Here is a 24,122-nt window from a genome sequence, read left to right on the forward strand (position 1 = left end):
ACACCGCACCGACGATCGGGGGGCACGGCGCGGGTCAGGGGCGCTCGTCGCTGGAGTAGAGCGTCTCGCGGCGGGCCAGGTACTGCACGGCGTAGCTCGCCACCAGCAGCGCGATCGCCGCCGCCACCTCGATCCAGGCCGCCGTGCCGTCGGCGATCGTCAGGCCGACGACCAGCAGCGCCAGGCCGGCCACCGCGAGGATCCCCGACCAGAGCAGCCGGCGGCGTCGTGTCGCGGCGCGGTCCTGGTCGGCAGTTGCCACGGCTGTGGGTCCTCTCCGTCGGCGAGGCGCTCGCAGGTACAGGCTATCGGCGCGGGCGGGCGCCCGGGCCGGAACAGTGCTGCGACCGCGCCGGCCCGGGGCGCAGACTGACCGGTGTGACGTTCGTTCCCGGCCTGACGCTCGGCCGACGGTTCCACGGCGAGGTGCTCGCGCCGATTTTGCGCCGGCGCTTTCCCGGCCTGCGCTACGCGGCCGGCCTGCTCGACGGCGGCTCGGAACTGCTCGGGCTGGACACCGCCCGCTCCACCGACCACGACTGGGGGCCGCGCGGGCAGCTCTTCGTGTCGGCGGCCGACGCGTGGCGGATCCCGAGCCTGCACGCGGCGCTGGACGCCGACCTGCCGGCCGAGTTCCTCGGCTGGCCGACCCGGTTCGCCGGCCACGGCCGCCTCGGGGTGGCCGACCCGGCGGGCAGGCGGCACGGGGTGAGGATCGACGAGTTGGGCGGCTGGTGGCGCGACCGGCTCGGCTTCGACCCGGGGGCCGGGGTGACCACGGCGGACTGGCTGGCCACCCCGAGCCAGCGGCTGGCGGAGGTGACCGGCGGCGAGGTCTTCCACGACGGCCTCGGCGGCGCGCTCACCGGGGCGCGGGCCGCGCTGCGGTGGTACCCGGACGACGTGTGGCGGCACGTGCTCGCCGCCGGATGGACCCGCGTCGCGCAGGCGGAACACCTGCCCGGCCGCTGTGCCGAGGTCGGCGACGACGTCGGCAGCCGGGTGGTCACCGCCGGGCTGGCCCGGGACGTGATGCGGCTGGGCCTGCTGCTGCGCCGGCGCTGGCCGCCGTACGACAAGTGGCTGGGCACGGTGTTCGCCCGGCTGCCCGGCGCGGCGCCGGTGGTCGCGGCCCTGACCGACGCGCTCGGTCCCGACGAGTGGCCGCGGCGGCAGGACGGGCTGGTGCGGGCGCTGGCGGCGGTCGCCGCGTGGACCGACGACACGGGCCTGGCCGCCCCCGTGCGCGCCCGTCCGCGTCCCTTCCATCGGCGGCCGTTCCTGGTCCTGGACGCCGGCCGGGTCGCCGCCGCGCTGCGCGCCGCCATCACCGACCCGGCCCTGCGGGAGCGTCCGCCGCTCGGCGCGGTCGACCAGTACGTCGACAGCGTGGACCTGCTGACCCACGCCGAACGGGCCCGGCGGCTGGCCGGCGCGCTCCCCGCCGAGCCGGACCCGACGGACCCGTCCTGACCGGGGTTCCGGGGGCAGCGCCCCGGGGACGGACGTCCGCCCGACGCCGGTCGGGCCGACGGTGGAGGGTTCCCCGGCGCGCCGGCCGGGCTGGGTCGGCGCCCGAACGAACGTTAAGCTGACCGGGTGGGATCCGAGGAGCTGTATCCGCCGCAGCGGCTGGCCGCCGCGCAGCGCGCCACCGCCGCCGCCGGGCTGGACGCGCTGCTGCTCAGCCCCGGCTCGGACCTGCGCTACCTGACCGGCTACGACGCGCACGCCGGCGAGCGGCTGACCTGCCTGGTGCTGCCCGCCGAGGGCGACCCGACGCTGATCGTGCCGGCCCTGGAACGGCCGGCCGCGGAGGCGTCCCCGGCCCCGGCCACCGGCGTGCGGATCGTCGACCACGCCGACGGCGCCGACCCGTACCCCCTCGTCACCGCCGCCCTCGGCGGGCCCGTCACGGCGGTCGGGCTGGCCGACCGGATGTGGGCCGAGCAGGTCCTCGCCCTGCGCGCGGCGCTGCCCGGCGCGACCCAGCGGCTGGCCTCCGAGGTGCTGCGCGAGCTGCGGATCCGCAAGTCCCCGGCCGAGGTCGCGGCGCTGGCCGAGGCGGGCGCGGCGATCGACGCGGTGCACGAACGGATGGGACGGTGGCTGCGGCCCGGCCGCACCGAGGCGGAGGTCGCCACCGACATCGCCGCGGCGATCCGCGCCGCCGGCCACGTCACCGTGGACTTCGTGATCGTCGCCGCCGGCCCCAACGGCGCCAGCCCGCACCACGGCACCTCCGACCGGCCGATCGGCGCCGGCGAGCCGGTGGTGGTCGACATCGGCGGCACCATGCCCTCGGGCTACCGCTCGGACTGCACCCGCACCTACGTCGTCGGCGGCCCGCCGCCGGCCGAGTTCGTCGACTACTACGCGGTGCTGCACGCCGCCCAGCGCGCGGCGGTGGCCGCCGTCCGCCCCGGGGTGACCGCCGAGGCCGTCGACACCGCCGCGCGGGAGCCGATCACCGCCGCCGGCCACGGCCCCGCGTTCCTGCACCGCACCGGCCACGGCATCGGCCTGGACGGCCACGAGGAGCCGTACGTGGTGGCGGGCAACGCCCGCCCGCTCGAGGCGGGGATGGCGTTCTCCGTCGAACCGGGCATCTACCTGGCGGGCCGGCACGGCGCCCGCATCGAGGACATCGTCGTCTGCACCACGGACGGCGTGCAACGGCTCAACACCACCCCCACGGAGCTCATCGCGCTATGACTGTCGACCGGATCCTCCCCACCGACGAGGCCCACGACCTGCTCGACCTCGCCACCGAACTCGCCGACCGGGAGCTCGCGCCGAACGCGGCCGGGTTCGAGCAGCGCGCGGAGTTTCCCCGGGAGGTGCTGCGCACCCTCGGCCGGGCCGGCCTGCTCGGCCTGCCGTACGCCGAGGAGCACGGCGGTGCCGCCCAGCCGTACGAGGTCTACCTGCAGGTGCTGGAGATTCTGGCCAGCCGGTGGCTCGCGGTCGCCGAGGCGGTCAGCGTGCACACCCTGTCCTGCTACCCGCTGGCCCAGTTCGGCACCGACGAGCAGCGAAAGCTGCTGCCCGACATGATCGGCGGCGAACTGCTCGGCGCGTACTGCCTCTCGGAGCCGCAGGGCGGGTCGGACGCCGCCTCGCTGGCCACGAAGGCCGTTCGCGACGGCGACTCCTACGTGGTGACCGGCACCAAGGCGTGGATCACCCATGCCCGGGTCGCGGACTTCTACAACGTCTTCTGCCGCACCGGCGGCCCCGGCCCGAAGGGCATCTCCTGCCTGCTGGCCGACCGGGGCACGGCGGGCATCACGCCGCAGGCGGCGGAGCGGACGATGGGCCTGCACGCCTCGCCGGTGGCGCAGATCGCCTTCGACGACGCCCGGGTGCCGGCGGAGCGGCTGATCGGTGGGGAGGGGATGGGCTTCACCATCGCCATGTCCGCCCTGGACTCGGGGCGCCTCGGCATCGCCGCCTGTGCGGTGGGGCTGGCCCAGGCGGCGCTGGACTACGCGGTCGGCTACGCCCGGGAGCGTCAGCAGTTCGGCAGGGCGATCATCGACTTCCAGGGGCTGGGCTTCCTGCTCGCCGACGCGGCCACCCAGATCTCCGCGGCCCGGGCTTTGACCCTGGCCGCGGCCCGGCTGCGCGACGCCGGCCGGCCGTACTCGACCGAGGCGGCGAAGGCGAAGCTCTTCGCCACCGACGTGGCGATGCGGGTCACCACCGACGCGGTGCAGGTGCTCGGCGGCGCCGGCTACGTGGCGGACCACCCGGTGGAGCGCTACATGCGCGAGGCCAAGGTGCTGCAGATCGTCGAGGGCACCAACCAGATCCAGCGGCTGGTCATCTCCCGGGCCCTGGCGAAGGGCTGATCGCGGCGCACCGCGCGTGCGCCGCGTCGTGCCGGCGGGGGTCCGTCGTCGCAGCCGCGCCGTTTTCCCGGTAGGTTGCACGCCGTGGAGGAGATCGACCGTGCCATCGTCGCCGCGCTGACCGCTGACGGTCGGCTGTCGTACACGGACCTCGCGGAGAAGGTGGGCCTGTCGGTGTCCGCCGTGCACCAGCGGGTCCGCCGGCTGGAGCAGCGCGGCGTCATCAGGGGGTACGCCGCCCGGGTCTCCTTCGAGGCCCTGGACCTGCCGCTGACCGCGTTCGTGGCGATCCGGCCGTTCGACCCGTCGCAGCCGGACGACGCGCCGGAGCGGCTGGCCCACCTGCCGGAGATCGACTCGTGCTACTCGGTGGCGGGGGAGGACTTCTACCTGCTGCTGGTGCGGGTGGCCAGCCCGGCCGACCTGGAGCGGGTGCTGCAGGAGATCCGGACGGCGGCGAACGTGACCACCCGCACGACGGTGGTGCTGTCGACCCCGTACGAGAACCGGCCGCCGAAGATCAGTGCCGAGCCCCCGGCTCGGCCGCGGTCCCGGGTGCCGGGGGAACCGGCTGGTTCCACCGCAGGATGACCCGCCGGCCGTGCTCGTGGCCGAGCACGCTGACGGTTGCGGTGTCCAACCGCAGGAGGCCGCCGGCCGACGGCGGCAGGCCCACCCAGCGGGCGCCGAGCACCCGCAGGCTGTGCGCGTGCCCGACGAGGGCGACGGTGCCCCGGTCGAGCAGCGGGTGGATCCGGGCGAGTACGCGGTCGAGGCGTTCGCCGACCTCGCTGGGGGACTCCCCGCCGGGGCAGCCGTCGGCCCAGAGGTTCCAGCTCGGGTGCTCGTCGTGGATGTCGGCGGTGGTGCGCCCCTCGTAGTCGCCGTAGTGCCACTCGGCGAGGTCGTCGTCGGTGCCGGTGACGGCGAGCCCGGCGAGCTGCGCGGTGTGCAGCGCCCGGGCGCGGGGGCTGGTCAGGACTGCGGCGAGTTGCCGGCCGGCGAGGAACCGGCCGAGGGCGCGGGCCTGCCGCTCGCCGTCGGGGGTGAGCGGGAGGTCGGTGTACGAGGTGTGCCGGCGGCTGGCGCTCCAGGTGGTCTCGCCGTGCCGGATCAGCAGGAGGTCGCCCATCGGCCCAGTCAACCAGACACACGGCACCCCCGTGCACCTAGTGTCCTAGGATGCCCTGCCGGGTGTGCGCTGGCACACCACGAAACAGTTTCCCGGCAGCGACACCGGGAAACCGGGCAGGAAGCGTCGGGGAGGCCCTCGACGGGCGCACCAGCAGAGGAGGCGACATGAGCTTCACCGACAAGGCGAAGAACAAGGTCGAGCAGCTCACCGGGGCGGCCAAGGAGCGGATCGGCGACGCCACCGACAACGAGCGGTTGCGCGGCGAGGGCGCCGCGCAGCAGCAGGACGCGCGCGCCCGCCAGGCCGGCGAGCACGTGAAGGACGCCGGTCGCGACGTGCGGGACGCCTTCACGAGGTGACCCGTGGTTCGCGGTGCGGCCGCCGGCACGTGCCGGCGGCCGCACCGCGTCAGGCCCGGCGTTCTCTTCGACGCTGCTGCGTTCGGGCGGGAGCGGTCACCGGGGCGCGAACGCGTGGCATCCTCATCGACAGTTGTCACCGTCTTCTGGAGGATGTCCCGCATGCGATCTCGGTTGCTCTCCAGCGCGTCCGCACTGGCGCTCGTCGTGGGCGGCTCGGTGCTGGCGCTGATGCCCGCCAGCCCGGCCAGCGCGCACTGCTCCGGCCACGGCACCCACCCGGATCTGTACAGCGGGGGCGCCATCTCGTTCGGCAACGGAAGCAACATCCGGGCGTACCCGCACGTCGACTGTGCCAGCCGCGGGCTCGGTTACCCGGGTCAGGGGATCGACGTCCACTGCGCGACCTACACCAACGCGCTCTGGATCTTCCTCCGCAACACGACGACCGGCGTCAACGGGTGGTCCCGGCTGGACGCGCTCAACGTCTCGCAGCCCACCACCATCGCCGACTGTTCGAGCGCGGTCGCCACCACGCACCGGGTGGCCTGAGCGGCGGACACGCGTCACCCCCGGGCCGGCGGGCGGCTCCGGGGGTGACGCGTGTCGGCGGGTCAGTCCTCGATGCGGTGGTCGGCCCACCACTTCTGCCCGGTCTCGGGCAGGGTGTCGATCGGGTCGTAGTAGGCGTAGCGCTTGTTGAGCGCCTCCAGGTCGGCCGACTCGATGGAGGTGCGGTAGTTCTTCGTCCAGTAGGAGATGCCGCGCTCGCGGTCGTACTCGGTGAGCATGTGCACCCAGCGCTTGCCGACGAAGGGGACGTCACAGACGATGCGCGGGGTGGCGTAGCCGGGCAGGTAGCCCATGATGTCGTGCTGGAGCTGCTGGGCGTGCCAGACCGGGACCCGCCAGTGCTCGGCGTTGGGGATCATGTCGCACATGTAGAAGTAGTACGGCAGGATGCCGGCCTCGCCCTGGAGGGCGAAGCAGAGGTCGAGCAGGTCGGGGGCGGTGGCGTTGACGCCGCGCATGAGCACGCCCTGGTTGCGGACGTCGCGTACGCCGACGTCGAGGGCGGTCTGGGCGGCCTTGGCGACCAGCGGGGTGAGCGACTGGGCGTGGTTGACGTGGGTGTGGATGGCGAGGTTGACCCCGCGGCGGGCGGCGGTGCGGGCGACACGTTCGAGGCCCTCGACGACGTCGGGCTGGAGCCAGTGCTGGGGCAGGCCCATGAGGGCCTTGGTGGCGAGCCGGATGTCGCGGACGGTCTCCAGTTCGAGCAGCCGCATCAGGTAGGACTCGAGGTTGCGCCACGGGACGTTGGCCACGTCGCCGCCGGAGACGACGACGTCGCGGACGCCGGGGTGGGCCTTGAGGTAGCTGATGTGGGCGTCGTAGCGGTCGACGGGCTTGAGGGTGAGCTTGAGCTTGTCGACGGCGGGGGTGGAGTTGCCCACGAGGTCCATGCGGGTGCAGTGGCCGCAGTACTGCGGGCAGGTGGAGAGCAGTTCGGCGAGGACCTTGGTGGGGTAGCGGTGGGTGAGGCCCTCGGCGACCCACATGTCGTGTTCGTGCAGTGAGTCGCGGCTGGCGTACGGGTGGGAGGGCCAGTCGGTGCGCCGGTCGGAGGCGACGGGGATCATGTAGCGCCGGATGGGGTCGGCGAGGAGCGCCTCGGTGGTCATCGGGGCGAACGGCACCATCGTGTTGAGCATCTGCGGCGGCACCAGCATGGACATGGTGGCCAGGGCCTTCTGGTCGGCCTCGAGGTCGGCGTAGAAGGTCTCGTCGACGAGGTCACCGAGGACGTTGCGCAGCTGCTTGATGTTCTTGACGCAGTTGACGCGCTGCCACTGGGCGTTCTCCCACTGGTCGCGGGTGACGTGGCGCCAGCCGGGGAAGCGGGTCCAGTCGGGTTCGACGAGGGGCGCGCGGCGGTATTCGTAGGGCTGTCCGGCGGTGGGGGTCGCGACCGGCGTGGAGCGGGGCGCAGGGATGGTCTCCACCGGTTGGGTCTGGGTCACGGCCCCTCCTCGAAGTGGTGTGGTTGATCAGCGGTTCCGAAGGCTACTGGAAAATATGCGGTGAAGAAATTAGTCTGCCGGAAGTTTTCCCGCTACGCGAGCCCTGGTCGGGGCTTCGGGCGGCTTTGACAGGGGAGGTCGGCGTGACGTCACCGGTGGGTCTGCACCGCGTTGTCGAACCGGCGGGGGTGCTGCCGCAGGCGGCGTGGCGGCTGGACGCGCGCCCGGAGATCGCGGCGAACGAGGTTCGTATCCGGGTGGAGCGGTTGAACCTGGACGCGGCGAGCTTCCGGCAGTTGTGGGAGAAGCACGGCGGTGACGGCGACGCGGTCCGCGCCGAGGTCCTGGAGATCGTGTCGGCCCGGGGGAAGATGCAGAATCCGGTGACCGGGTCCGGTGGCATGTTGATCGGCACGGTAGAGGAGGCGGGGCGGCGTTCCCCGTTGGGGCTGAAGCCGGGGCAGCGGGTGGCGACGCTGGTGTCGCTGACGCTGACGCCGCTGACGATCCTCGACGGGCTGGCCCGCTGGGACGGGCGCAGCGAGCAGGTGCCGTGCGACGGGTACGCGATCCTGTTCGCGCGGTCGATCGCGGCGGTGCTGCCGGCGGACCTGGACCCGCAGTTGTCGCTGGCGGTGCTGGACGTGTGCGGGGCGCCGGCGTTGACGGCGCGGGTGGTGTCGCGGCACGTGGCGGACCGGGAGCGGGCGGGGGATCCGTCACCGGTGCGGGTGGCGGTGATCGGGGGCGCGGGCAAGAGCGGGTCGCTGTCGTTGGCCGCGGCGCGGCGGGCGGGCGCCGCCCGTACGGTCGGGGTGGTGCCGGTGGTGGCGGAGCGTGACGCGCTGGCGGCGGCGGGCCTGGCGGACGCGGTGGCGTTGGCCGACGCGCGGGATCCGGTGGCGTTGTCGACGGCGGTGACGACGGCGCTGGGGGCGCCGGCGGACGTGACGGTGGTGTGCGTGGACGTGCCGGGCTGCGAGCACGGGGCGGTGTTGGCGACGGCCGACGGCGGCACGGTGGTCTTCTTCTCGATGGCGACGAGTTTCGCGGCGGCGGCGTTGGGCGCGGAGGGCCTGGCGGCGGACGTGACGATGCTGGTCGGCAACGGCTACGTGCCGGGGCACGCGGAGCTGGCGTTGGGGTTGTTGCGGTCGGAGCCGGGGGTCCGGGCGCTGTTCGAGTCGCGGTTGGCGGCAGACTGACTGTCATGACGAACCCCTCGACTCTGTATCGCGGCGGTGTGCTGCACTGTCCGGCTGATCCGCGTGCGACGGCGCTGTTGGTGCGTGACGGCAGGATCGCGTGGCTGGGGGTGGACGCGGACGCGCCGGTCGCCGACCGGGTGGTGGACCTGGCGGGGGCGTTGGTGACGCCGGCGTTCGTGGACGCGCACGTGCACGCGACGGACACGGGGTTGGCGTTGTCGGGGCTGGATCTGTCGGCGGTGCGGTCGGCGGGGCAGTTGCTGGACGCGGTGGCGGTGTTCGCGGCGGGGTTGCCGGCGGACGCGGTGGTGTTGGGGCACGGTTGGGACGAGTCGGGTTGGGTGGCGCCGGAGTTGCCGGACGCGGCGGCGCTGGATCGGGCGGCCGGGGGGCGGCGGGTGTATCTGTCGCAGGCGTCGATCCATTCGGCGTTGGTGTCGGCGGCGTTGCTGGCGGCGTGTCCGCAGGTGGTGTCGGCGGCGGGTTACGACGCGTCGGGTTGGCTGCGGCGTGACGCGCACCACGTGGTGCGGGCGGCGGCGTTCGCGTCGGTGACGCGGGCGCAGCGGGTGGCGGCGCAGCGGGCGGCGTTGGGGCACGCGGCGTCGCTGGGCATCGCGGCGGTGCACGAGTGCGGTGGCCCGGAGATCTCCGACGAGGAGGACTTCACGGGGCTGCTGGCGCTGTCGGGTGACGGTGTGGCGGAGGTGTACGGGTACTGGGGCGAGCTGGGGGGTGCGGCGCGGGCCCGGGAGTTGGGTGCGGTGGGTGCGGGGGGTGACCTGTTCGCCGACGGGGCGTTGGGGTCGCGTACGGCGCACGTGTCGCGGGACTACCTGGACGGCGACGGTGGTTGCGGGCACGGCTACCTGTCGGCGGAGCAGGTGCGGGATCATCTGCTGGACTGTGCGGCGCACGGCATGCAGGGCGGGTTCCACGCGATCGGTGACGCGGCGATCTCGACGGTGTTGGAGGGTTTCGCGGGCGCGGCGCGGCGGTTGGGTACGGACCGGGTGCGGGCGGCGCGGCACCGCGTGGAGCACGCGGAGATCATGAACAAGCGGTTGATCGCGGGGTTCGTGGAGTACGGGATCGTGGCGAGCATGCAGCCGGCGTTCGACCGGTTGTGGGGTGGCGCGGGCCGGATGTACGAGTCTCGGTTGGGCCTGGACCGGTCGTTGGAGTCGAACCCGATGGGGGCGATGCACGGCGTCGGGGTGGCGTTGGCGTTCGGGTCGGATTCGCCGGTGACGCCGTTGGATCCGTGGGGTTCGGTGCGGGCGGCGGTGTGGCACCACAACCCGACGCAGCGGATGAGTGTGCGGGCGGCGTTCGCGGCGCACACCCGTGGCGGGTGGCGGGCGGTGCACCTGGACAACGAGGGTGTGTTGGCGTTGGGGGCGCCGGCGACGTTCGCGGTGTGGTCGACGCCGGCGGGGGTGGACCGTGGTCTGCCGGTGCTGCTGGCCGACGACGTGGAGGCGCGGGGTCCGCTGGATCCGACGCCGTTGCCGGTGTGTCGGCGCACGGTGTTGCGCGGTGACGTGATCTACGAGGAAGGGTCTGCGTGAGCATCCATCGGTACGGCGTGGGCGGGTGCGTCTTCGCCGGGTGTGGCGGGGTGAGGGCGTGACGGGAAAGCTTGGTCTGGATCCGCGGCTGGTGGCGCGGGCGCGGGAGTTGGCGCGCCGGGCGGGGCAGCCGGTGGTGGATCTGGCGCGCAGCCACACGACGGTGTCGGTGGAGCGGGCGGTGTTGCGGTTGGCGGGGGTGACCGGCGCCGACCCGGACGGCATTCCGTGGGTGAACCGGCTCGTGGACGCGGTGGTCGCGGACGTGGGGTTGGGGCACGGGGTGGCGGCGCCGGTGTTCGACGCGTTGGCGCGGGAGCAGATCGGCGACGTGACGTTGCTGGCGCAGAAGGCGGCGGCCGGGTCGGTGCGTTTCGAGGTGCCGGCGGGGCGGGCGGCGACGGCGGCGCGGAAGGCGGCGCGGCGGGCGGTCGGGGCGGGGATCCGGGTGATCGACCGGCGGCGTGCGGAGCGGGACCGGCTGGTGCGGCGGTTCGGGGATCCGAAGCAGCGGCCGTGGATCTATCTGATCGTGGCGACGGGCGACATCTACGAGGACATTCCGCAGGCGCAGGCGGCGGCGCGGGCCGGGGCGGACATCATCGCGGTGATCCGGTCGACGGGGCAGTCGTTGCTGGACTACGTGCCGGAGGGCGCGACGCGGGAGGGTTTCGCCGGCACGTACGCGACGCAGGAGAACTTCCGGTTGATGCGGGCGGCGTTGGACGCCTCGTCGAAGGAGTTGGGCCGGTACGTGCGGCTGACGAACTACGCGTCGGGGCTGTGCATGCCGGAGATGGCGACCCTGGCGGGCCTGGAGCGGCTCGACATGATGTTGAACGATTCGATGTACGGGATCCTGTTCCGGGACATCAATCCGATCCGCACGTTCGTGGACCAGCGGTTCTCGCGGCAGGTGCACGCGCGGGCGGGGATCATCATCAACACCGGTGAGGACAACTACCTGACCACGGCGGACGCGGTGGACGAGGCGCACACGGTGACGGTGTCGCAGTTGCTCAACGAGTTCTTCGCGCACGAGGCGGGGCTGGCGGACTGGCAGTTGGGTCTGGGGCACGCGTTCGAGATCAACCCGGATGTGCCGGAGTCGTTGCGGTTGGAGTTGGCGCACGCGTTGCTGGCGCGGGAGTTGTTCCCGGACGCGCCGTTGAAGTGGATGCCGCCGACGAAGCACATGACCGGTGACGTGTTCCGGGGCAACCTGTTGGACGGGTTCTTCAACCTGGTGGGCACGATGACCGGTCAGGGCATCCTGCTGGTGGGGATGATGACGGAGGCGGTGGTGACGCCGTGGTTGTCGGACCGGGACATCGCTCTGCAGAACGTGCGGTACGTGTTGGGGGCGGCGGGCGGGTTGCACGAGGACTTCGTGCCGGCGCCGGGCGGGTTCATCCAGCAGCGGGCCAACCGGGTGCTGTCGGAGGCGGTGGACCTGCTGGAGCGTATCGGTGATCAGTCGTTGTTGACGGCGATCGCCGAGGGCACGTTCGGGATCATGAAGCGGCCGGCGGATCGGGGCAAGGGGCTCGCGGGGGTCGCCCGGCACGAGGCGGACTACTTCAACCCGGCCACCGAGATCCTGGAAGGGGATGCGGCGTGAGCGCCGTCGAGGTGGGCGCGGCGGCGCCGGGCGGCGGGGCCGCCGAGAAGAGGATCGTGCGGCCGTACGGGGACACCACCGGCGACGGCATGGTGCAGGTGTCGTTCACGTTGCCGTTGCCGCACGACAAGCGGGCCGAGGGCGCGGCGGTGCAGTTGGCGAACAAGATGGGCATCGATCCGGCGATGCTGGTGCACGCCAAGCCGATCGGTGACGGTTTCACCTTCTTCGTGGTTTACGGGCGGGTGAACCACCTGGTGGACACCTCGGCGGTGCAGGTGGTGGAGCGTGACTTCCCGCTGCTGGGCGCCAAGGAGGTCAACGCGGTGGTGAAGCAGAGGTTGCGGCGCAAGCTGTCGGTGGTGGGCGCGTGCATCGGCACGGACGCGCACACCGTGGGCATCGACGCGATCCTCAACGTCAAGGGCATCGCGGGGGAGAAGGGCCTGGAGTACTACCGGGAGTTGAAGGTCACCAATCTGGGTGCGCAGGTGAGCGTGCCGGAGCTGGTGGAGGCGGCCCGGGCGGAGAAGGCCGACGCGGTGCTGGTGTCGCAGGTGGTGACGCAGCGCGACGCGCACCTGCACAACACGCGGGAGATGTCGGCGGCGTTTCGGGAGGCGATGCCGGCCGGGAAGCGGCCGCTGCTGATCGTGGGTGGGCCGCGGTTCGACGAGACGATGGCCGGCGAGTTGGGGGTGGACCGCATCTTCGGTCGGGGCACCACGCCGGGCGAGGTGGCGAGCTACCTGGTGCACGCGTTGATCACGGAGAAGAAGGCGAAGGCATGAGTGATTCCCGGGTCGGTCTGACGGTCACCCACCGGCGGTACGTGCCGTACTCGCACGCCCACTACGCGGGCAACCTGGTCGACGGGGCGTACGCGTTGGGGTTGTTCGGGGACGTGGCGACGGAGGTGTGCATCCGCACCGACGGCGACGAGGGGTTGTTCGCGTCGTACTCGGACGTGCAGTTCCGCAGCGCCATGAGGGCGGGGGACGTGTTGGAGGTGACGGCGACGGTGACCCGGGTGGGTACCCGCAGCCGCACGATCGACTTCGAGGCGCGGGTGGTGTGTCGGGGTCGGCCGGATCGGGGTGAGTCGGCGGCGGAGGTCCTCGACAGCCCGGTCGTGGCGGTCACGGCGACCGGCACGGTGGTCGTTCCGCCGGCGGCGTGAGGTACGCGGTCTGCGCCGACGTCGGGTCCACGTACACGAAGGTGGCGGTGGTGGATCTCGACGGCGGTGGGTTGGTGGCGGCGGCGTCGGCGCCCACGACGGTCGGCACGGACGTGCTGCACGGCCTGGACGCGGCGGTCGGCGCGGCCACCGCCGGGGTGGGTGTGCGGGACGTGCCGTGGTACGTGTGTTCGTCGGCGGGTGGTGGGCTGCGGCTGGCCGTGGTCGGCTACGAGCATCTGGTGACGGCGCAGGCGGGCCGGCGGGTGGGTCTGTCGGCGGGCGCGAACGTGGTGCACGTGGCGGCGGGGCGGCTGGGCGCGGCGGGCCTGACGGCGTTGCGGGCGGCCCGCCCCGACGTGGTGCTGCTGGTCGGCGGCACCGACGGCGGGGACGCCGAGACGTTGACGCACAACGCGACGCGGCTGGCGAGGGCTCGTTGGCGGGTGCCGGTGGTGCTCGCCGGCAACGTCGACGTCCGCGACGACCTGCACGCCCTGCTGGCTGCGGCGGGGGTGCCGGTGACGGTCGCCGACAACGTGCTGCCCCGCATCGGGGTGTTGGCGCCGGCGTCGGCGCGCGCGGCGATCCGGGAGGTGTTCCTGCGGCACGTCATCGGCGGGAAGCGGCTGTCGCGGGGGGCGCGGTTCGCGCGGCTGGTGCGGGCGGCCACGCCCGACGCGGTGCTGACCGGTGTGGAGGTGCTCGCCGACGCCCTCGGCGGTGACCTGGTGGTGGTGGACGTCGGTGGCGCCACGACCGACGTGTACTCGGTGCTGACGCCGGACGAGCGGGCCAGTGGGCCGGGTCGGGAGGTGGCGGGTTCGCTGTGGCGGGCGCGCACCGTGGAGGGCGACCTGGGGATGCGGTGGAGCGCGCCGGGTGTGGTGCGGGCCGCGGTGGAGGAGCGGCTGCTGGGCGACGCGGAGCGGGAGGCCTTGGCTGCTGCGGCGGCGGTGCGGGCCGCCGATCCGGGGTTTTTGCCGGCGGGCGACGGCGAGCGGGCGGTGGATGCCCGCATCGCGGCGTTGGCGGCGACGGTGGCGTTGCGGCGGCACGCCCGGGGTGCGGCGACCGGGGAGCGGGCGGGCCGGGATCTGCGGGACGTGCGGCTGCTCGTCGGGTCGGGCGGGGTGCTGCGGCACGCCGCGCCGGCCGACGCGGCGGGCGTGTTGGGGGCGGTGCTGGCCGATCATGCCGGTGGGTGGCCGCTGCCGCGGGCGGCCCGGCCGGTCGTCGACGTCGACTACGTGCTGGCCGCCGGTGGGTTGTTGGCGGCGGAGCATCCGGCGGCGGCGGGGGCGCTGCTGCGTCGCCACCTGGCCACGGATTGAGACTCGCCGACGCGACACGCCGTGGTGCAACACACGACAGGCCGGGGTGGGTTGACAGCGGCGGGGGTCCACGCCGTACCGTCTTTGAGTCCTACTACGGGAAGCGGCTGTTGTTCGCTTCGTCCCTTCGTCCGCTGGCCGAGCGACATGCAGTGCGTCGCGGCGGCCAGGTCCAGCGGGCGGGGGTCGGCGGGGCGGCGCGAACCGGCCGCGGTTACCGGTGTACGGGCAGGGTGAGGTGCACGGCCAGTAGACAACGGCCAGGCGGGGGCAGCCAGTCCGCGTCGGGTCGGTCCGAAGGTCGGCGCAGCTCATTCTCGCCCCACCGGCCGGGAAGGGCCTGGGAGCATCGGGGCGCGGCGTGAGCCGCGCCCCGATTTTCGTTCTGCCGGCCCGGATCTTCGTTCGCCCGGCCGGGTGCCGGCGCGTCCGGTCGCTTCGTCTCGCGCATCACGTCGACCGCCGCCGGGGCCTCGGGGCTGGGTGAAGGCCGAGGGCCGCTTTCGGTCCGGTTCGGGTTTCCGGGCGCGGTGTCGTCTCTCGCTCCGGAGCCGGTGTGCGGTCTGTGGTGGGTGCGGCGTCAGGTGGGGGGCGTCGCGGTCGTGGTCGGGGCGCGGTAGGCGTCGAGCTGGTCGGCGAGGCGTTGCGGCTGGCTCAGCGCGACGAGGTGCCCGCCGGGCAGCACGTCGACGTCGACGCCGAGGCGTTCGCGGGCGAGGCGGCGCTGGAAGTCGGCGGGGAAGAACCGGTCGTCGCGGCCGGTGACGACGCGGGTGGGCACGTCGGGCCAGCGGCGCAGCGGGTTGGGGCGGGTGAACACCGCGGCCGACTCGTCGGGCGCGTCGGCGGTGATCCGGGCCACCACCGCCTCGGGCACGTCGTGGAAGAAGTCGACCGTCAGGTCGACGTGGTCGCTGGGTGGGCGGCCCTGGGCGGCGGCGTACGCGGCGCGGGCCTGCGCGTGGCCGGTCGCCTCCCACCACTGCCCGGGCGTCTCGCCGGGGGCGGGGATCATCGGGTTGACCAGGACGAGCATCGTCACCTGCGGGTCGTCGGCGACCAGGGCGGCGGTGAACGCGCCGAGGGACTGGGCGACCAGCGTCACGTCGCGGCGCGCACCGATGGCGGCGCGGACCGTGGCGGCGTACTCGGGCAGGGCGGCGGTGTCGTCGGCGGCGGGCAGGTCCACGGCGACGACGTCGCGGCCGCGGCGGCGCAGCTCGTCGACGAGCAGGTGCCAGTAGTCGGCGCTGCCGCCGGCGCCGGGGATCAACACGTAGCTCACGAGCGGCCCCGGGCGGCGAAGTCGTCGGCGCTGCCGCCGCCGGGGAAACGGGTGGTGAAGTCCAGCACCCCCACCCATGCCGGGCGCAGCCCGATGCGGGCCATCCGCACCGGCTGGTCGCCCGTGTCGGCGAGCACGGCGTCGACCTGTTCCTGCCCGCCGTAGCGGTGGTGGGCGGCGAGGTATTCGGGGGCGAGGCCGTCGACGTCGGTGACGGTGACGGGGCCGCGCAGCAGCAGCACCTGCGGCGGCGTGGTGGTGGTGTCGATGGTGACGGCGACGTGGGGTCGCGCCCGCAGGTCGTTGATCTTCCGGGCGCCGGCGAAGGTGCAGAAGACCACCTCGTCGCCGGTGAAGTGGAACAGCATGGGCAGCACCCGGGGTGTGTCGTCGGGCGCGACGTAGGCCACGCGGGCCAGCTCCGTCGAGGCCAGCAGCCGCCGGGCCACCGGGTGGTCGAGTAGTCGTAGGTCGCCCTGCGGCAGGGCGGTGGTCGCGGTCATGGCGCCTCCCTCGAAACGGCTCGCTCCTACATTAGGAGTTGTCACTTCGCGTGTGCAAGCGGTTTCGCTACGCTGGTCGGGTGCGTTCCTACGATGATCTGTGCGGGCTGGCCCGCGCGCTGGCCGCGGTCGGCGAACGCTGGGCGCTGCTGGTCGTCCGGGAGCTGCTGCTCGGGCCGAAACGCTTCTCCGACCTCAGCCGTGGGCTGCCCACGATGAGCCAGAACGTGCTGTCCGCGCGGCTGCGCGAGCTGGAGCGGGCCGGCGTGGTGACCCGCCGCGTCCTCGGGCCCCCGGCCAGCGCCCGCGTGTACGAGCTCACCCCGCGCGGCCGGGAACTGGAAGAGAGCCTGCTGGCGCTGGGCCGGTGGGGCAGCCGTCAGCCCCTGCCCGCCACCGGCCAGTTGAGCGTCGACGCCCTGATGCTGGCCCTGCGCACCACGTACGACCCGGGCCCGGCCACGGGCCCCCAGCCGCCGGTCGGGCTGCGGCTGGGCGCCGACCGGTTCGTCGCCGAGGCGGGCCCGGCCGGGCTGCGCGTCACCCGGGGCGCCGGGGAGCGCTGCGCCGCCACCGTCGACACCGACCCGCGCACCCTGCTGGAGGTCGTCTACGGCTACCTGCCCCGCGACGAGGCCGAACGCCGCGGCGCGCTGCGCGTCACCGGCGAGCGGCAGGCCGCCGAGCGGTTCCTCGGCAGCTTCACCCGCCCGGTCACCACCGGCGACGCCGGTGCCGCGCCGGCCGCCGGGTAGCCTTCCGCGGTGTGATCGAGGTGAGGTGCCCGTGACGACCGTGGACAGCAGCCAGCCGCGCGCCGACGCCCCGCGCGTGCCCGACGCGGCGCCGCGCCCGCTGCCGCTGCGGGTGGCCGTGCCGCTGGCGGTGGCCGCCGGGCTGGCGCTGCTGGCGGCGTTCCCCCCGTACGGGGTGTGGCCGCTCGCGCCGGTCGGGGTGGCGCTGCTGGCCGTGGCGACGCACCGCCGCCGCGTACGGGCCGGCGCCGGGCTGGGCCTCCTCACCGGGGTGGCGCTGTTCGCGCCGCTGCTGAGCTGGACGAACCTGCACACCGGCTACCTGCCGTGGACGCTGCTGTCGCTGCTGCAGGCCGGCTACCTGGCGCTGCTGGGCGCGGCGGGCGCGTACGCGTCCCCGCTGGCCGACCGGCTGCGGTGGGCCTGGCCGGCGCTGACCGGTGTGTTGTGGGTGGGGCAGGAGGCGCTGCGCGACCGCACCCCGTTCGGCGGGTTCCCGTGGGGGCGGCTGGCGTTCAGCCAGGACGGCTCGCCGCTGCTGCGGCTGGCCGCGCTGGGCGGCGCGCCGCTGGTGACCTTCGCGGTGGCGCTCACCGGTGGGCTGCTCGCCGCCGCGCTGTGGCGGGCCCGGGACGGGCGGCGCCGCTGGGCGCCGGTCGCCGGCCTGACCGCCGGGGCCGTCGGGGCCGTTGCGCTGCCCGTGGTGGGGCTGCTGGTGCCGGTGGCCGCCGCCGGCGACGGCGACACCGTCACCGTGGCGATCGTGCAGGGCAACGTGCCCCGGCTGGGCCTGGACTTCAACGCCCAACGCAAGGCGGTGCTCGGCAACCACGTCGACGCCACCGTCGAACTGGCCGGGCAGGTGGCGGCCGGCACGCAGCGCCGTCCCGACCTGGTGGTGTGGCCGGAGAACTCCAGCGACATCGACCCGCTGCGCGACGCCGACGCCGGCGCCCAGATCTCCCGGGCCGCCGACGCGGTCGGCGCCCCGATCCTCGTCGGCGCGGTGCTGCGCGGCCCCGACGACGGCCAGGTCCGCAACGCCGGGATTCTGTGGCGGCCCGGCACCGGCCCCGACCTGGGGCAGGTCTACACCAAGCGGCATCCCGTGCCGTTCGCCGAGTACGTGCCGATGCGCGACCTCGCCCGCATGGTCAGCAAGCAGGTCGACCGGGTCCGCGCCGACTTCGTGCCCGGCACCGAGCCGGGCGTGCTGCGCGCCGGCGCGGCCGTGCTCGGCGACGTCATCTGCTTCGAGGTCGCCTACGACGAGGTGGTCCGCGACACCGTCACCGGAGGAGCGCAGCTGCTGGTGGTGCAGACCAACAACGCCACCTTCGACGTGGCGGAGGCGCGCCAGCAGTTGGCCATGGTGCGGCTGCGGGCGGTCGAGCACGGCCGGCCGGCGCTGATGGCCTCCACGGTCGGAGTGTCCGGGTTCGTTGCCCCCGACGGGCGGGTAAGCGACGCCACCGGGTTCAACACCCGAGCGGTCGTGGTGCGGCAGCTGCGCCTGGACGACGGGCGCACCCTGGCCACCCGGGTCGGCCTGTGGCCCGAGGCGGCGCTGGCGACCCTGGCGGTGGCGGCCCTGGTCGGCGCGGCCGTGCTGCGCCGCCGGCACCACGCCGGATGACACCAGCCGGTACGCCGGTGGAGGGGGACGCGACGGTGGGCGAGACGACCGGCACCCGAGGACCACGCCCCGGCCAGCCGGGGCCGGGGCGGGTGCTCGTGGTGATCCCGACCTACAACGAGGCCGACAACGTGGCACGGATCGTGGCGCGGGTGCGCCGCGCCGCCCCGGCGGTGGAGATCCTCGTCGCCGACGACAACAGCCCCGACGGCACCGGCGCGGTCGCCGACGCCCTGGCCGCCGCCGACCCACGGGTGCACGTGCTGCACCGCGAGGGCAAGCAGGGGCTCGGCGCGGCCTACCTGGCCGGGTTCGCGTGGGCCCGCGAGCGCGGCTTCGACGCCGTGGTGGAGATGGACGCCGACGGCTCGCACGCCCCGGAGGACCTGCCCACGCTGCTGGCGGCCGCCCGCGACGCCGACGTGGTGATCGGCTCCCGGTGGACGCGCGGCGCGCGGCTGGTGAACTGGCCGCTGCGGCGGCTGCTGCTGTCGCGCTGCGGCAACCTGTACGCGCGGCTGGCGCTGGGCATGCCGGTCTCCGACGCCACCGGCGGCTACCGGGTGTACCGGCTGTCTGCCCTCGACGAGATCGACCTGGCGTCGGTGTGCTCGCAGGGGTACTCGTTCCAGGTGGAGCTGTCGCGGCTGGCGCACCGGGCCGGGGCGCGCATCGTCGAGGTGCCGATCACGTTCGCCGAGCGGGAACGCGGCAGCAGCAAGATGAGCCCGCTGATCATCGCCGAGGCGCTGTGGCGGATCACCGCGTGGGGCCTGCAGGACCGGCGTACGGCGGTGCGGCGCGGCCTGCACGGCACCCCCACCGGTCAGGTGCGGTGGCCCTGAGCCCGGGCGTGTCATGCTGGACGGAACGCCTGCGCGGACCGACCGCAGGCGTCGCGGATGGCGGATGAGGTGAGATGCGCCGAGGACTGAGGTACGTTCCGCTGGGCCTGCTGCTGGCGGTGCTGCTGGAGCTGGCGGTGTTCGTCGCGGTGGGCCGGGCGATCGGGTTCGGCTCGGCGCTGCTGGTGGTGTTCGCGGCGTCGCTGCTCGGGCTGGTGCTGCTGCGCCGGGAGGGGATGCGTGCCTGGCGGGGATTCCGGGCCGCCGCCGAGGCCGGTCAACCGCCGGGACGGCAGGTCACCGACGGGCTCGTCGGGCTGGTGGGCGCACTGCTGCTGGCGACCCCGGGCCTGGTGAGCGGCCTGGTGGGGCTGTTGCTGCTGGTGCCGCCGGTGCGCGGGCTGGCCCGCGCCGGCGTGCGGCGTGCCGCGGAGCGGCGGGTGTCGTCGATGGTCGCCGGTGACCTGTTCGGGCCCCGCCGGGTGCGGGTGCGCCGGGGCGCGCCGCAGCCCGCGCCGCGTCCGACGGCCGAGCCGCCGATCGTGGTCGACGGGGGCCGGGCCATCGAGGGCGAGATCGTCGAGCCCGGCCGCAACTGACCCGCCTCGGCAGCGGCCGGCGGGCCCGCAAAGGCCCTGCCGACCCCGAGGCGACAGCGGGGCGGGACCGGAGCCGGACAGCGGGCCGGGTGACCCGAGACTCACCCGGCGTCCGAGACCACCCGGCAGGGCGCCGAAACCGATCAACCGGGACACGACGGCGCCCCGGGAGCGTGGCTCCCGGGGCGCCGTGACGTCCGTGCGGGTCAGGCGCGACCGCGGCGGGTGCGGACCTCCTGCAGCCGCTCGGCCAGGATGTCCTCCAGCTCGGCGATCGAACGCCGCTCCAGCAGCATGTCCCAGTGGGTACGCGGCGGCTTGGCCTTCTTCTGCTCCGGCTCGCTGCCGTCGACCAGCCGGGCGACGCTGCCGTCGAACTTGCACTCCCAGGTCGTGGGGACCTCGGCGTCGACGGCGAACGGCACCTCGAACTGGTGACCCTTTGCGCAGAGGTACTCGCGGGTCTGGCGCGGCGCGAGCTCCGTGTTGCGGTCGGATTCGTAGCTGACCGCGCCCAGCCGGCTTCCGCGCAGCATACGCTCGCCCATATCGACTTCCCCTCGTTCGTGGTGCTGGTCTTCTCTGTGTAACGGTCCGTTCCCGCCGGGCCATTCCCACCCGGAGCGCTGACGCGCCGCCGGGCAGGCCCGCACAAGGGTAGCCGGCCATGCCAGCCGCCCGGCGGGGTCGTCCCCGGGGCCGGGTCGGTTGGGTGGAGTGTTTCCGCTGCCAACGGGGATGTTAACCGTCCCGAGCAAGCGGAGGTCGCGATGGTCGGTGACGCGCCGGTGGAGTCCCGGCCGCCCTCCGGGCGGACGTTCCTCGGTCACCCGCGGGCCCTGTCCACCCTCTTCCTCACCGAGATGTGGGAACGGTTCAGCTTCTACGGCATGAGGGCGATCCTGGTGCTGTACCTGACCGCGTCGCTGGCCGACGACGGGCAGGCGATGAGCGAGGCCAGCGCCAGCGCCGTCTACGGCACGTACAACGCCATGGTCTACCTGATGGCGCTGCCCGGCGGCTGGGTCGCCGACCGGCTCATCGGCGCGCGGCGCAGCGTGCTGTGGGGCGGGGTGGTCATCGCCGCCGGGCACTACGTGATGGCGATCCCCACCCGGTGGAGCGTCTTCGCGGGCATGGCGCTGATCGTGCTCGGCACCGGCCTGCTCAAGCCCAACATCTCCACGATGGTCGGCGACCTCTACGACCGCGACTCCCCGCGCCGCGACGCCGGCTTCTCGATCTTCTACATGGGCATCAACCTCGGCGCGTTCATCGCGCCGCTGATCACCGGCTACCTCGGCGAGAAGGTCAACTGGCACCTCGGCTTCGGGGCCGCCGCGATCGGCATGACCCTCGGCGTGCTGCAGTACGTGCTGGGCCGGCGCAACCTCGGCGACGCCGGCGCACGCCCCGCCGACCCGCTGCTCGGCGCCGACCGCCGGCGCGCGCTGACGCGCGTCGGCGCGGTCACCGCCCTGGTCGTCGTCGCGGTCGCCGTCCTCGCCGTGGCCGGGGCGTTCACCGTCGACACCGTGGTCAACCTGCTCACCGTCGCCACCGTGCTGATCACCGTCGGCTACTTCGTGCGGATCATGGTGGACCGGGAGCTCAGCGCCACCGAACGCAGCCGGATGAAGGCGTACGTGTGGCTGTTCGTCTTCGCCGCCTCGTTCTGGCTGATCTACGACCAGGCGGGGTCGGTGCTGAACATCTTCGCCGCCGACAACACCGACCGCGACGTCGCCGGGTTCACCTTCCCCGCCTCGTGGCTGCAGTCGGTCAACCCGATCCTGATCATCATCGGGGCGCCGCTGTTCGCGCTGCTCTGGCTGCGGCTGGGCCACCGGGTCTCCACCCCGACGAAGTTCGCCGTCGGGCTGGTGCTCAACGGCCTGTCGTTCGTGCTGATGGCCGCCGCCGCACAGGCCGCCGTCGGCGGCGACCTGGTCTCGCCGTGGTGGCTCGTCGCCGTGTACGCCATCCAGGTGGCCGGCGAGCTGTCGCTGAGCCCCGTCGGGCTGTCGGCCACCACCAAGCTGGCGCCGGTGAAGTACGCGAGCCAGATGATGGGGCTGTGGTTCCTCGCCACCGCCGTCGGCGACGCGGTCGGCGGGCAGGTGGCCCGGCTGGCCGACACCTGGCCCGAGCCGACGTACTTCCTGACCTTCGGGGTCGCCTCGGTGGCCCTCGGCCTCGGCGCGGTGATGTTCGCCCGACAGATCCGGGGCCTGATGGCCGGCATCCACTGATCCGGCGACCCGTTCGTCGGCACCAGCTGCGCCAGCACTCGGCGGCACCCGCGACCGGCGCGCCGGCGCCCGGGCCGGGCTCAGGCCGGCGGGGTCGGCGGCAGCGGCAGCGGCAGGCCCGGCAGTCCGTCGATGCTGCGGGCGACGTGCTCCTTGCCGGCGAAGTAGTCGCTCAGCGACGCGTCGTCCTCCCGGGCGAACCGCCTGGCGTGCAGGTCGCGGTCGGCGTCGTAGGTCATGAACGGCACCGCGTAGCCGCAGGTGTCGCGGATCAGCTCGGCGCGCACCACGATGATCGCCCGCAGGCCGTGGACGCTGGTGTCGACGTCGGGGAAGTGGCCGGCCAGCTCGCCCCAGCGGGGGTCGTCGCGGAACACCGGCTCGCCGCGCCCGTGCACCCGGACGATGTTCGGCGGCCCCTGGAACGCGCACCACATCAGCGTGATCCGCCCGTTCTCCCGCAGATGCGCGATTGTCTCGGCGTTGCTGCCCGCGAAGTCCAGGTAGGCCACCGTGTGCGCGTCGAGCACCGCCCAGGAGCCGCGCAGCCCCTTGGGGGACAGGTTGACGGTGCCGTCGCCGGACAGCGGTGCGGTGGCGGTGAAGAACAGCGGCTGCTCCTCGATGAACGTCCGCAGCCGGCCCTCGATGCGTTCGTGTGTCTTTCCCACCCGCACATCATGGTCGCGCCCGGACGGTGTCCGCCGGTCCGCCGCCGGTGGCGGCGGACACCCGGGCGTCCGTCGGCCCGGCGGGTTCAGGCGGGCGGTGGGGTGTCGCGGGCGCCGAGGTGGGCCAGGGCGGCGGCGAGGTGGCTGACCTGCTCGGCCAGCTGGGCCACCCGCCGGTGGGCCTCGTCGCGGTCGGTCTCGGCGGCGCGCAGCCGTACCGTCAGCGTGTCGAGCCGGCCCTCGGCGGCGGTCGCGGCGTCCCGCGCGGCGGCCAGCTCCGCGCCCAGCGTGTCGTGCCGGCCGGCGAGCGCCGCCAGCTCCGCGCGGACGCGGTCGGCCTGCGCGGTCGCCTCCCGGCGGGCGGTCTCGGCCTGCTCGCGCGCCCTGGTCGCCTCGGCGGCCGCCGCACGGGCCGCGTCGGCCTCGGCGCGGGCCGTCTCGGCCTGCTCGCGGGCCCGGTCGGCCCGCTCGCGGGCGGCCTCCGCGTCGGCGTGCAGGCGCTGCGCCCGGTCCAGCGCCTCGGCGGCGGCGCGGGCCGCCCGGTCGGCGTCGGCGCGGGCGGTGTCCCGTTCGCCGGTCGCCTCGGCGGCACGGCGGCGCTCGGCGTCCAGCTCGACGCGCAGCCCACGCAGCTCGTGGCGGGCCGCGTCACGGTCCCGCTCGGCCTGCGTGCGCAGCGCCTCGGCGGCGCTGGCCTGCCGGCGGGCCTCGTCCCGGGCCGCCTCGGCCCGCTCGGCGTGCTCGCGGGCGGCGGTGGCCCGCTCGGCGGCCGCGCGCGCCTCGTCGCGGGCCGCGTCCCGCTCGGCGAACGCCGCCCGGGCCTCCTCGCGGGCCCGCGCGGCGGCCGCGGCGGCGTCCTCGGCGTCACGGCGGGCCTCGTCCCGCTCGGTCTGCGCCGCCGCCACCTGCGTCGCGGCGTCGGCGCGGGCCTGCGCCAGCTGGCGTTCCACCCCGACCGGGGACAGCTCGGCGTGCAGCGCCTCGGCGAGGGTCTGGGCGACCTGCTCCAGCCGGTCCACCGCCTCCCAGGTGCGGGCCACCTGCCCGGGCAGGCCGGGGGCGTTGCGGTGGCGCATCCGCGAGTTGCGGGAGGCCCGCTGGCAGGCGCCGTCGTTGTCGCGGCAGTAGCGGAACGGCCGGCCCGCGCCGACGCGCTGCGGCACGTCGCGTCCGCAGTGGGCGCAGGGGCGGGTGTCGGCGGGGGAGGCGGGCTGGGCGTCCATCGAGGGCGGAGTCTACTGCCGGGTCCAGCCGTCGCCGCCGCGCGCCCGCGCCGGCCGGACGGGGGCC

23 protein-coding genes and 2 pseudogenes are annotated in these 24,122 nt (G+C 74.5%); 17 read left to right on the forward strand and 8 right to left on the reverse strand.

From position 1 onward, the window contains the following. Positions 1-34 precede the first annotated feature (34 nt). Complete coding sequence (locus GA0070606_RS30610; RefSeq protein WP_091106732.1) at positions 35-262, reverse strand: DUF3040 domain-containing protein; 228 nt, start codon at positions 260-262, stop codon at positions 35-37. Positions 263-378: 116 nt separating this feature from the next. On the opposite strand from GA0070606_RS30610, the gene GA0070606_RS30615 reads away from it, so the two are divergent. The 4 genes from GA0070606_RS30615 to GA0070606_RS30630 all read left to right on the forward strand — a co-directional run bounded on the left by GA0070606_RS30615 (position 379) and on the right by GA0070606_RS30630 (position 4,445). Beyond that, a complete protein-coding gene (locus tag GA0070606_RS30615) occupies positions 379-1,473 on the forward strand; it encodes a DUF4037 domain-containing protein (protein ID WP_091106734.1) in 1,095 nt (364 codons plus the stop codon). Positions 1,474-1,599: 126 nt separating this feature from the next. Further along, entirely contained in the window at positions 1,600-2,715 is a 1,116-nt protein-coding gene (locus GA0070606_RS30620) for a M24 family metallopeptidase (protein ID WP_091106737.1), read from the forward strand. Next, a complete protein-coding gene (locus GA0070606_RS30625) occupies positions 2,712-3,854 on the forward strand; it encodes an acyl-CoA dehydrogenase family protein (RefSeq protein WP_091106738.1) in 1,143 nt (380 codons plus the stop codon). Before GA0070606_RS30620 ends, GA0070606_RS30625 begins: the two co-directional genes overlap by 4 nt. 84 nt (positions 3,855-3,938) lie before the next feature. Then, entirely contained in the window at positions 3,939-4,445 is a 507-nt protein-coding gene (locus GA0070606_RS30630; RefSeq protein WP_091106740.1) for an Lrp/AsnC family transcriptional regulator, read from the forward strand. Here the strand turns inward: GA0070606_RS30630 and GA0070606_RS30635 are convergent. Continuing rightward, complete coding sequence (locus GA0070606_RS30635) at positions 4,375-4,986, reverse strand: histidine phosphatase family protein (protein WP_091106743.1); 612 nt, start codon at positions 4,984-4,986, stop codon at positions 4,375-4,377. The two genes, GA0070606_RS30630 and GA0070606_RS30635, sit on opposite strands and share 71 nt — an antisense overlap. 167 nt (positions 4,987-5,153) lie before the next feature. Here GA0070606_RS30635 and GA0070606_RS30640 point away from each other — a divergent pair, with 167 nt between their 5' ends. Both GA0070606_RS30640 and GA0070606_RS30645 read left to right on the forward strand, forming a co-directional pair. Further along, positions 5,154-5,348: a CsbD family protein gene (locus GA0070606_RS30640; protein WP_091106745.1), complete on the forward strand. Its 195-nt coding sequence runs from the start codon at positions 5,154-5,156 to the stop codon at positions 5,346-5,348. 162 nt (positions 5,349-5,510) lie between these two features. Continuing rightward, positions 5,511-5,900: a hypothetical protein gene (locus GA0070606_RS30645; RefSeq protein ID WP_141721894.1), complete on the forward strand. Its 390-nt coding sequence runs from the start codon at positions 5,511-5,513 to the stop codon at positions 5,898-5,900. 62 nt (positions 5,901-5,962) lie between these two features. On the opposite strand, the gene GA0070606_RS30650 is transcribed toward GA0070606_RS30645, so the two are convergent. Further along, complete coding sequence (locus GA0070606_RS30650) at positions 5,963-7,372, reverse strand: KamA family radical SAM protein (protein WP_091106748.1); 1,410 nt, start codon at positions 7,370-7,372, stop codon at positions 5,963-5,965. 143 nt (positions 7,373-7,515) lie between these two features. On the opposite strand from GA0070606_RS30650, the gene kdd reads away from it, so the two are divergent. From kdd to GA0070606_RS30680, 6 genes are read left to right on the forward strand one after another with little or no spacing between them, the layout of a single operon-like run. Then, a complete protein-coding gene (gene kdd / locus GA0070606_RS30655; RefSeq protein WP_091106750.1) occupies positions 7,516-8,577 on the forward strand; it encodes an L-erythro-3,5-diaminohexanoate dehydrogenase in 1,062 nt (353 codons plus the stop codon). 5 nt (positions 8,578-8,582) lie between these two features. Continuing rightward, positions 8,583-10,151 carry an amidohydrolase gene (locus GA0070606_RS30660; RefSeq protein ID WP_091106751.1) on the forward strand — a complete coding sequence of 523 codons (1,569 nt, stop codon included), beginning with the start codon at positions 8,583-8,585 and terminating at the stop codon, positions 10,149-10,151. Positions 10,152-10,209: 58 nt separating this feature from the next. Next, positions 10,210-11,772: a lysine 5,6-aminomutase subunit alpha gene (gene kamD / locus GA0070606_RS30665; RefSeq protein WP_091106753.1), complete on the forward strand. Its 1,563-nt coding sequence runs from the start codon at positions 10,210-10,212 to the stop codon at positions 11,770-11,772. Continuing rightward, positions 11,769-12,563, forward strand: coding sequence for a lysine 5,6-aminomutase subunit beta (gene kamE / locus GA0070606_RS30670; RefSeq protein WP_281191052.1), 795 nt, complete (start codon positions 11,769-11,771; stop codon positions 12,561-12,563). The genes kamD and kamE overlap by 4 nt, the downstream gene beginning before the upstream one ends. Continuing rightward, positions 12,560-12,952, forward strand: a complete 393-nt coding sequence (gene kal, locus GA0070606_RS30675; RefSeq protein WP_091106755.1) for a 3-aminobutyryl-CoA ammonia lyase — start codon at positions 12,560-12,562, stop codon at positions 12,950-12,952. The genes kamE and kal overlap by 4 nt, the downstream gene beginning before the upstream one ends. Then, a complete protein-coding gene (locus tag GA0070606_RS30680; RefSeq protein ID WP_091106758.1) occupies positions 12,949-14,286 on the forward strand; it encodes a glutamate mutase L in 1,338 nt (445 codons plus the stop codon). Before kal ends, GA0070606_RS30680 begins: the two co-directional genes overlap by 4 nt. 580 nt (positions 14,287-14,866) lie before the next feature. Here GA0070606_RS30680 and GA0070606_RS30685 read toward each other — a convergent pair. Further along, the gene (locus tag GA0070606_RS30685) at positions 14,867-15,571 is read right to left on the reverse strand and encodes an alpha/beta fold hydrolase (RefSeq protein WP_245724883.1); all 705 of its coding nucleotides are present in this window, start codon (positions 15,569-15,571) and stop codon (positions 14,867-14,869) included. Then, a complete protein-coding gene (locus GA0070606_RS30690) occupies positions 15,568-16,074 on the reverse strand; it encodes a pyridoxamine 5'-phosphate oxidase family protein (RefSeq protein ID WP_091106761.1) in 507 nt (168 codons plus the stop codon). Before GA0070606_RS30690 ends, GA0070606_RS30685 begins: the two co-directional genes overlap by 4 nt. Before the next feature lie 80 nt (positions 16,075-16,154). Between GA0070606_RS30690 and GA0070606_RS33930 the strand changes: the two are divergent. The 4 genes and pseudogenes from GA0070606_RS33930 to GA0070606_RS30710 form a co-directional block, all read left to right on the forward strand. Continuing rightward, a pseudogene (locus GA0070606_RS33930) lies at positions 16,155-16,445 on the forward strand (winged helix-turn-helix transcriptional regulator); the annotation flags it as partial. A 282-nt stretch (positions 16,446-16,727) separates the two neighbouring features. After that, a pseudogene (gene lnt / locus GA0070606_RS30700) lies at positions 16,728-18,491 on the forward strand (apolipoprotein N-acyltransferase); the annotation flags it as partial. Positions 18,492-18,500: 9 nt separating this feature from the next. Continuing rightward, complete coding sequence (locus tag GA0070606_RS30705; RefSeq protein WP_245724884.1) at positions 18,501-19,310, forward strand: polyprenol monophosphomannose synthase; 810 nt, start codon at positions 18,501-18,503, stop codon at positions 19,308-19,310. A gap of 74 nt (positions 19,311-19,384) precedes the next feature. Next, positions 19,385-19,909: an FxsA family protein gene (locus GA0070606_RS30710; RefSeq protein ID WP_091106765.1), complete on the forward strand. Its 525-nt coding sequence runs from the start codon at positions 19,385-19,387 to the stop codon at positions 19,907-19,909. Between the two features lie 206 nt (positions 19,910-20,115). Here the strand turns inward: GA0070606_RS30710 and GA0070606_RS30715 are convergent, their stop codons facing one another. After that, positions 20,116-20,457 (reverse strand): RNA polymerase-binding protein RbpA, encoded by a 342-nt coding sequence (locus GA0070606_RS30715; RefSeq protein WP_046564157.1) that lies wholly within the window; start codon positions 20,455-20,457, stop codon positions 20,116-20,118. Between the two features lie 222 nt (positions 20,458-20,679). On the opposite strand from GA0070606_RS30715, the gene GA0070606_RS30720 reads away from it, so the two are divergent. Further along, a complete protein-coding gene (locus GA0070606_RS30720) occupies positions 20,680-22,161 on the forward strand; it encodes a peptide MFS transporter (RefSeq protein ID WP_091106767.1) in 1,482 nt (493 codons plus the stop codon). Between the two features lie 80 nt (positions 22,162-22,241). Here the strand turns inward: GA0070606_RS30720 and GA0070606_RS30725 are convergent, their stop codons facing one another. Further along, positions 22,242-22,832, reverse strand: coding sequence for a pyridoxamine 5'-phosphate oxidase family protein (locus GA0070606_RS30725; RefSeq protein WP_091106769.1), 591 nt, complete (start codon positions 22,830-22,832; stop codon positions 22,242-22,244). Between the two features lie 86 nt (positions 22,833-22,918). Next, positions 22,919-24,055, reverse strand: a complete 1,137-nt coding sequence (locus tag GA0070606_RS30730) for a hypothetical protein (protein ID WP_091106770.1) — start codon at positions 24,053-24,055, stop codon at positions 22,919-22,921. Positions 24,056-24,122 lie beyond the last annotated feature (67 nt).

The organism is Micromonospora citrea (genome assembly GCF_900090315.1).
In the GTDB taxonomy this organism is placed as follows: Bacteria; Actinomycetota; Actinomycetes; order Mycobacteriales; family Micromonosporaceae; genus Micromonospora; species Micromonospora citrea.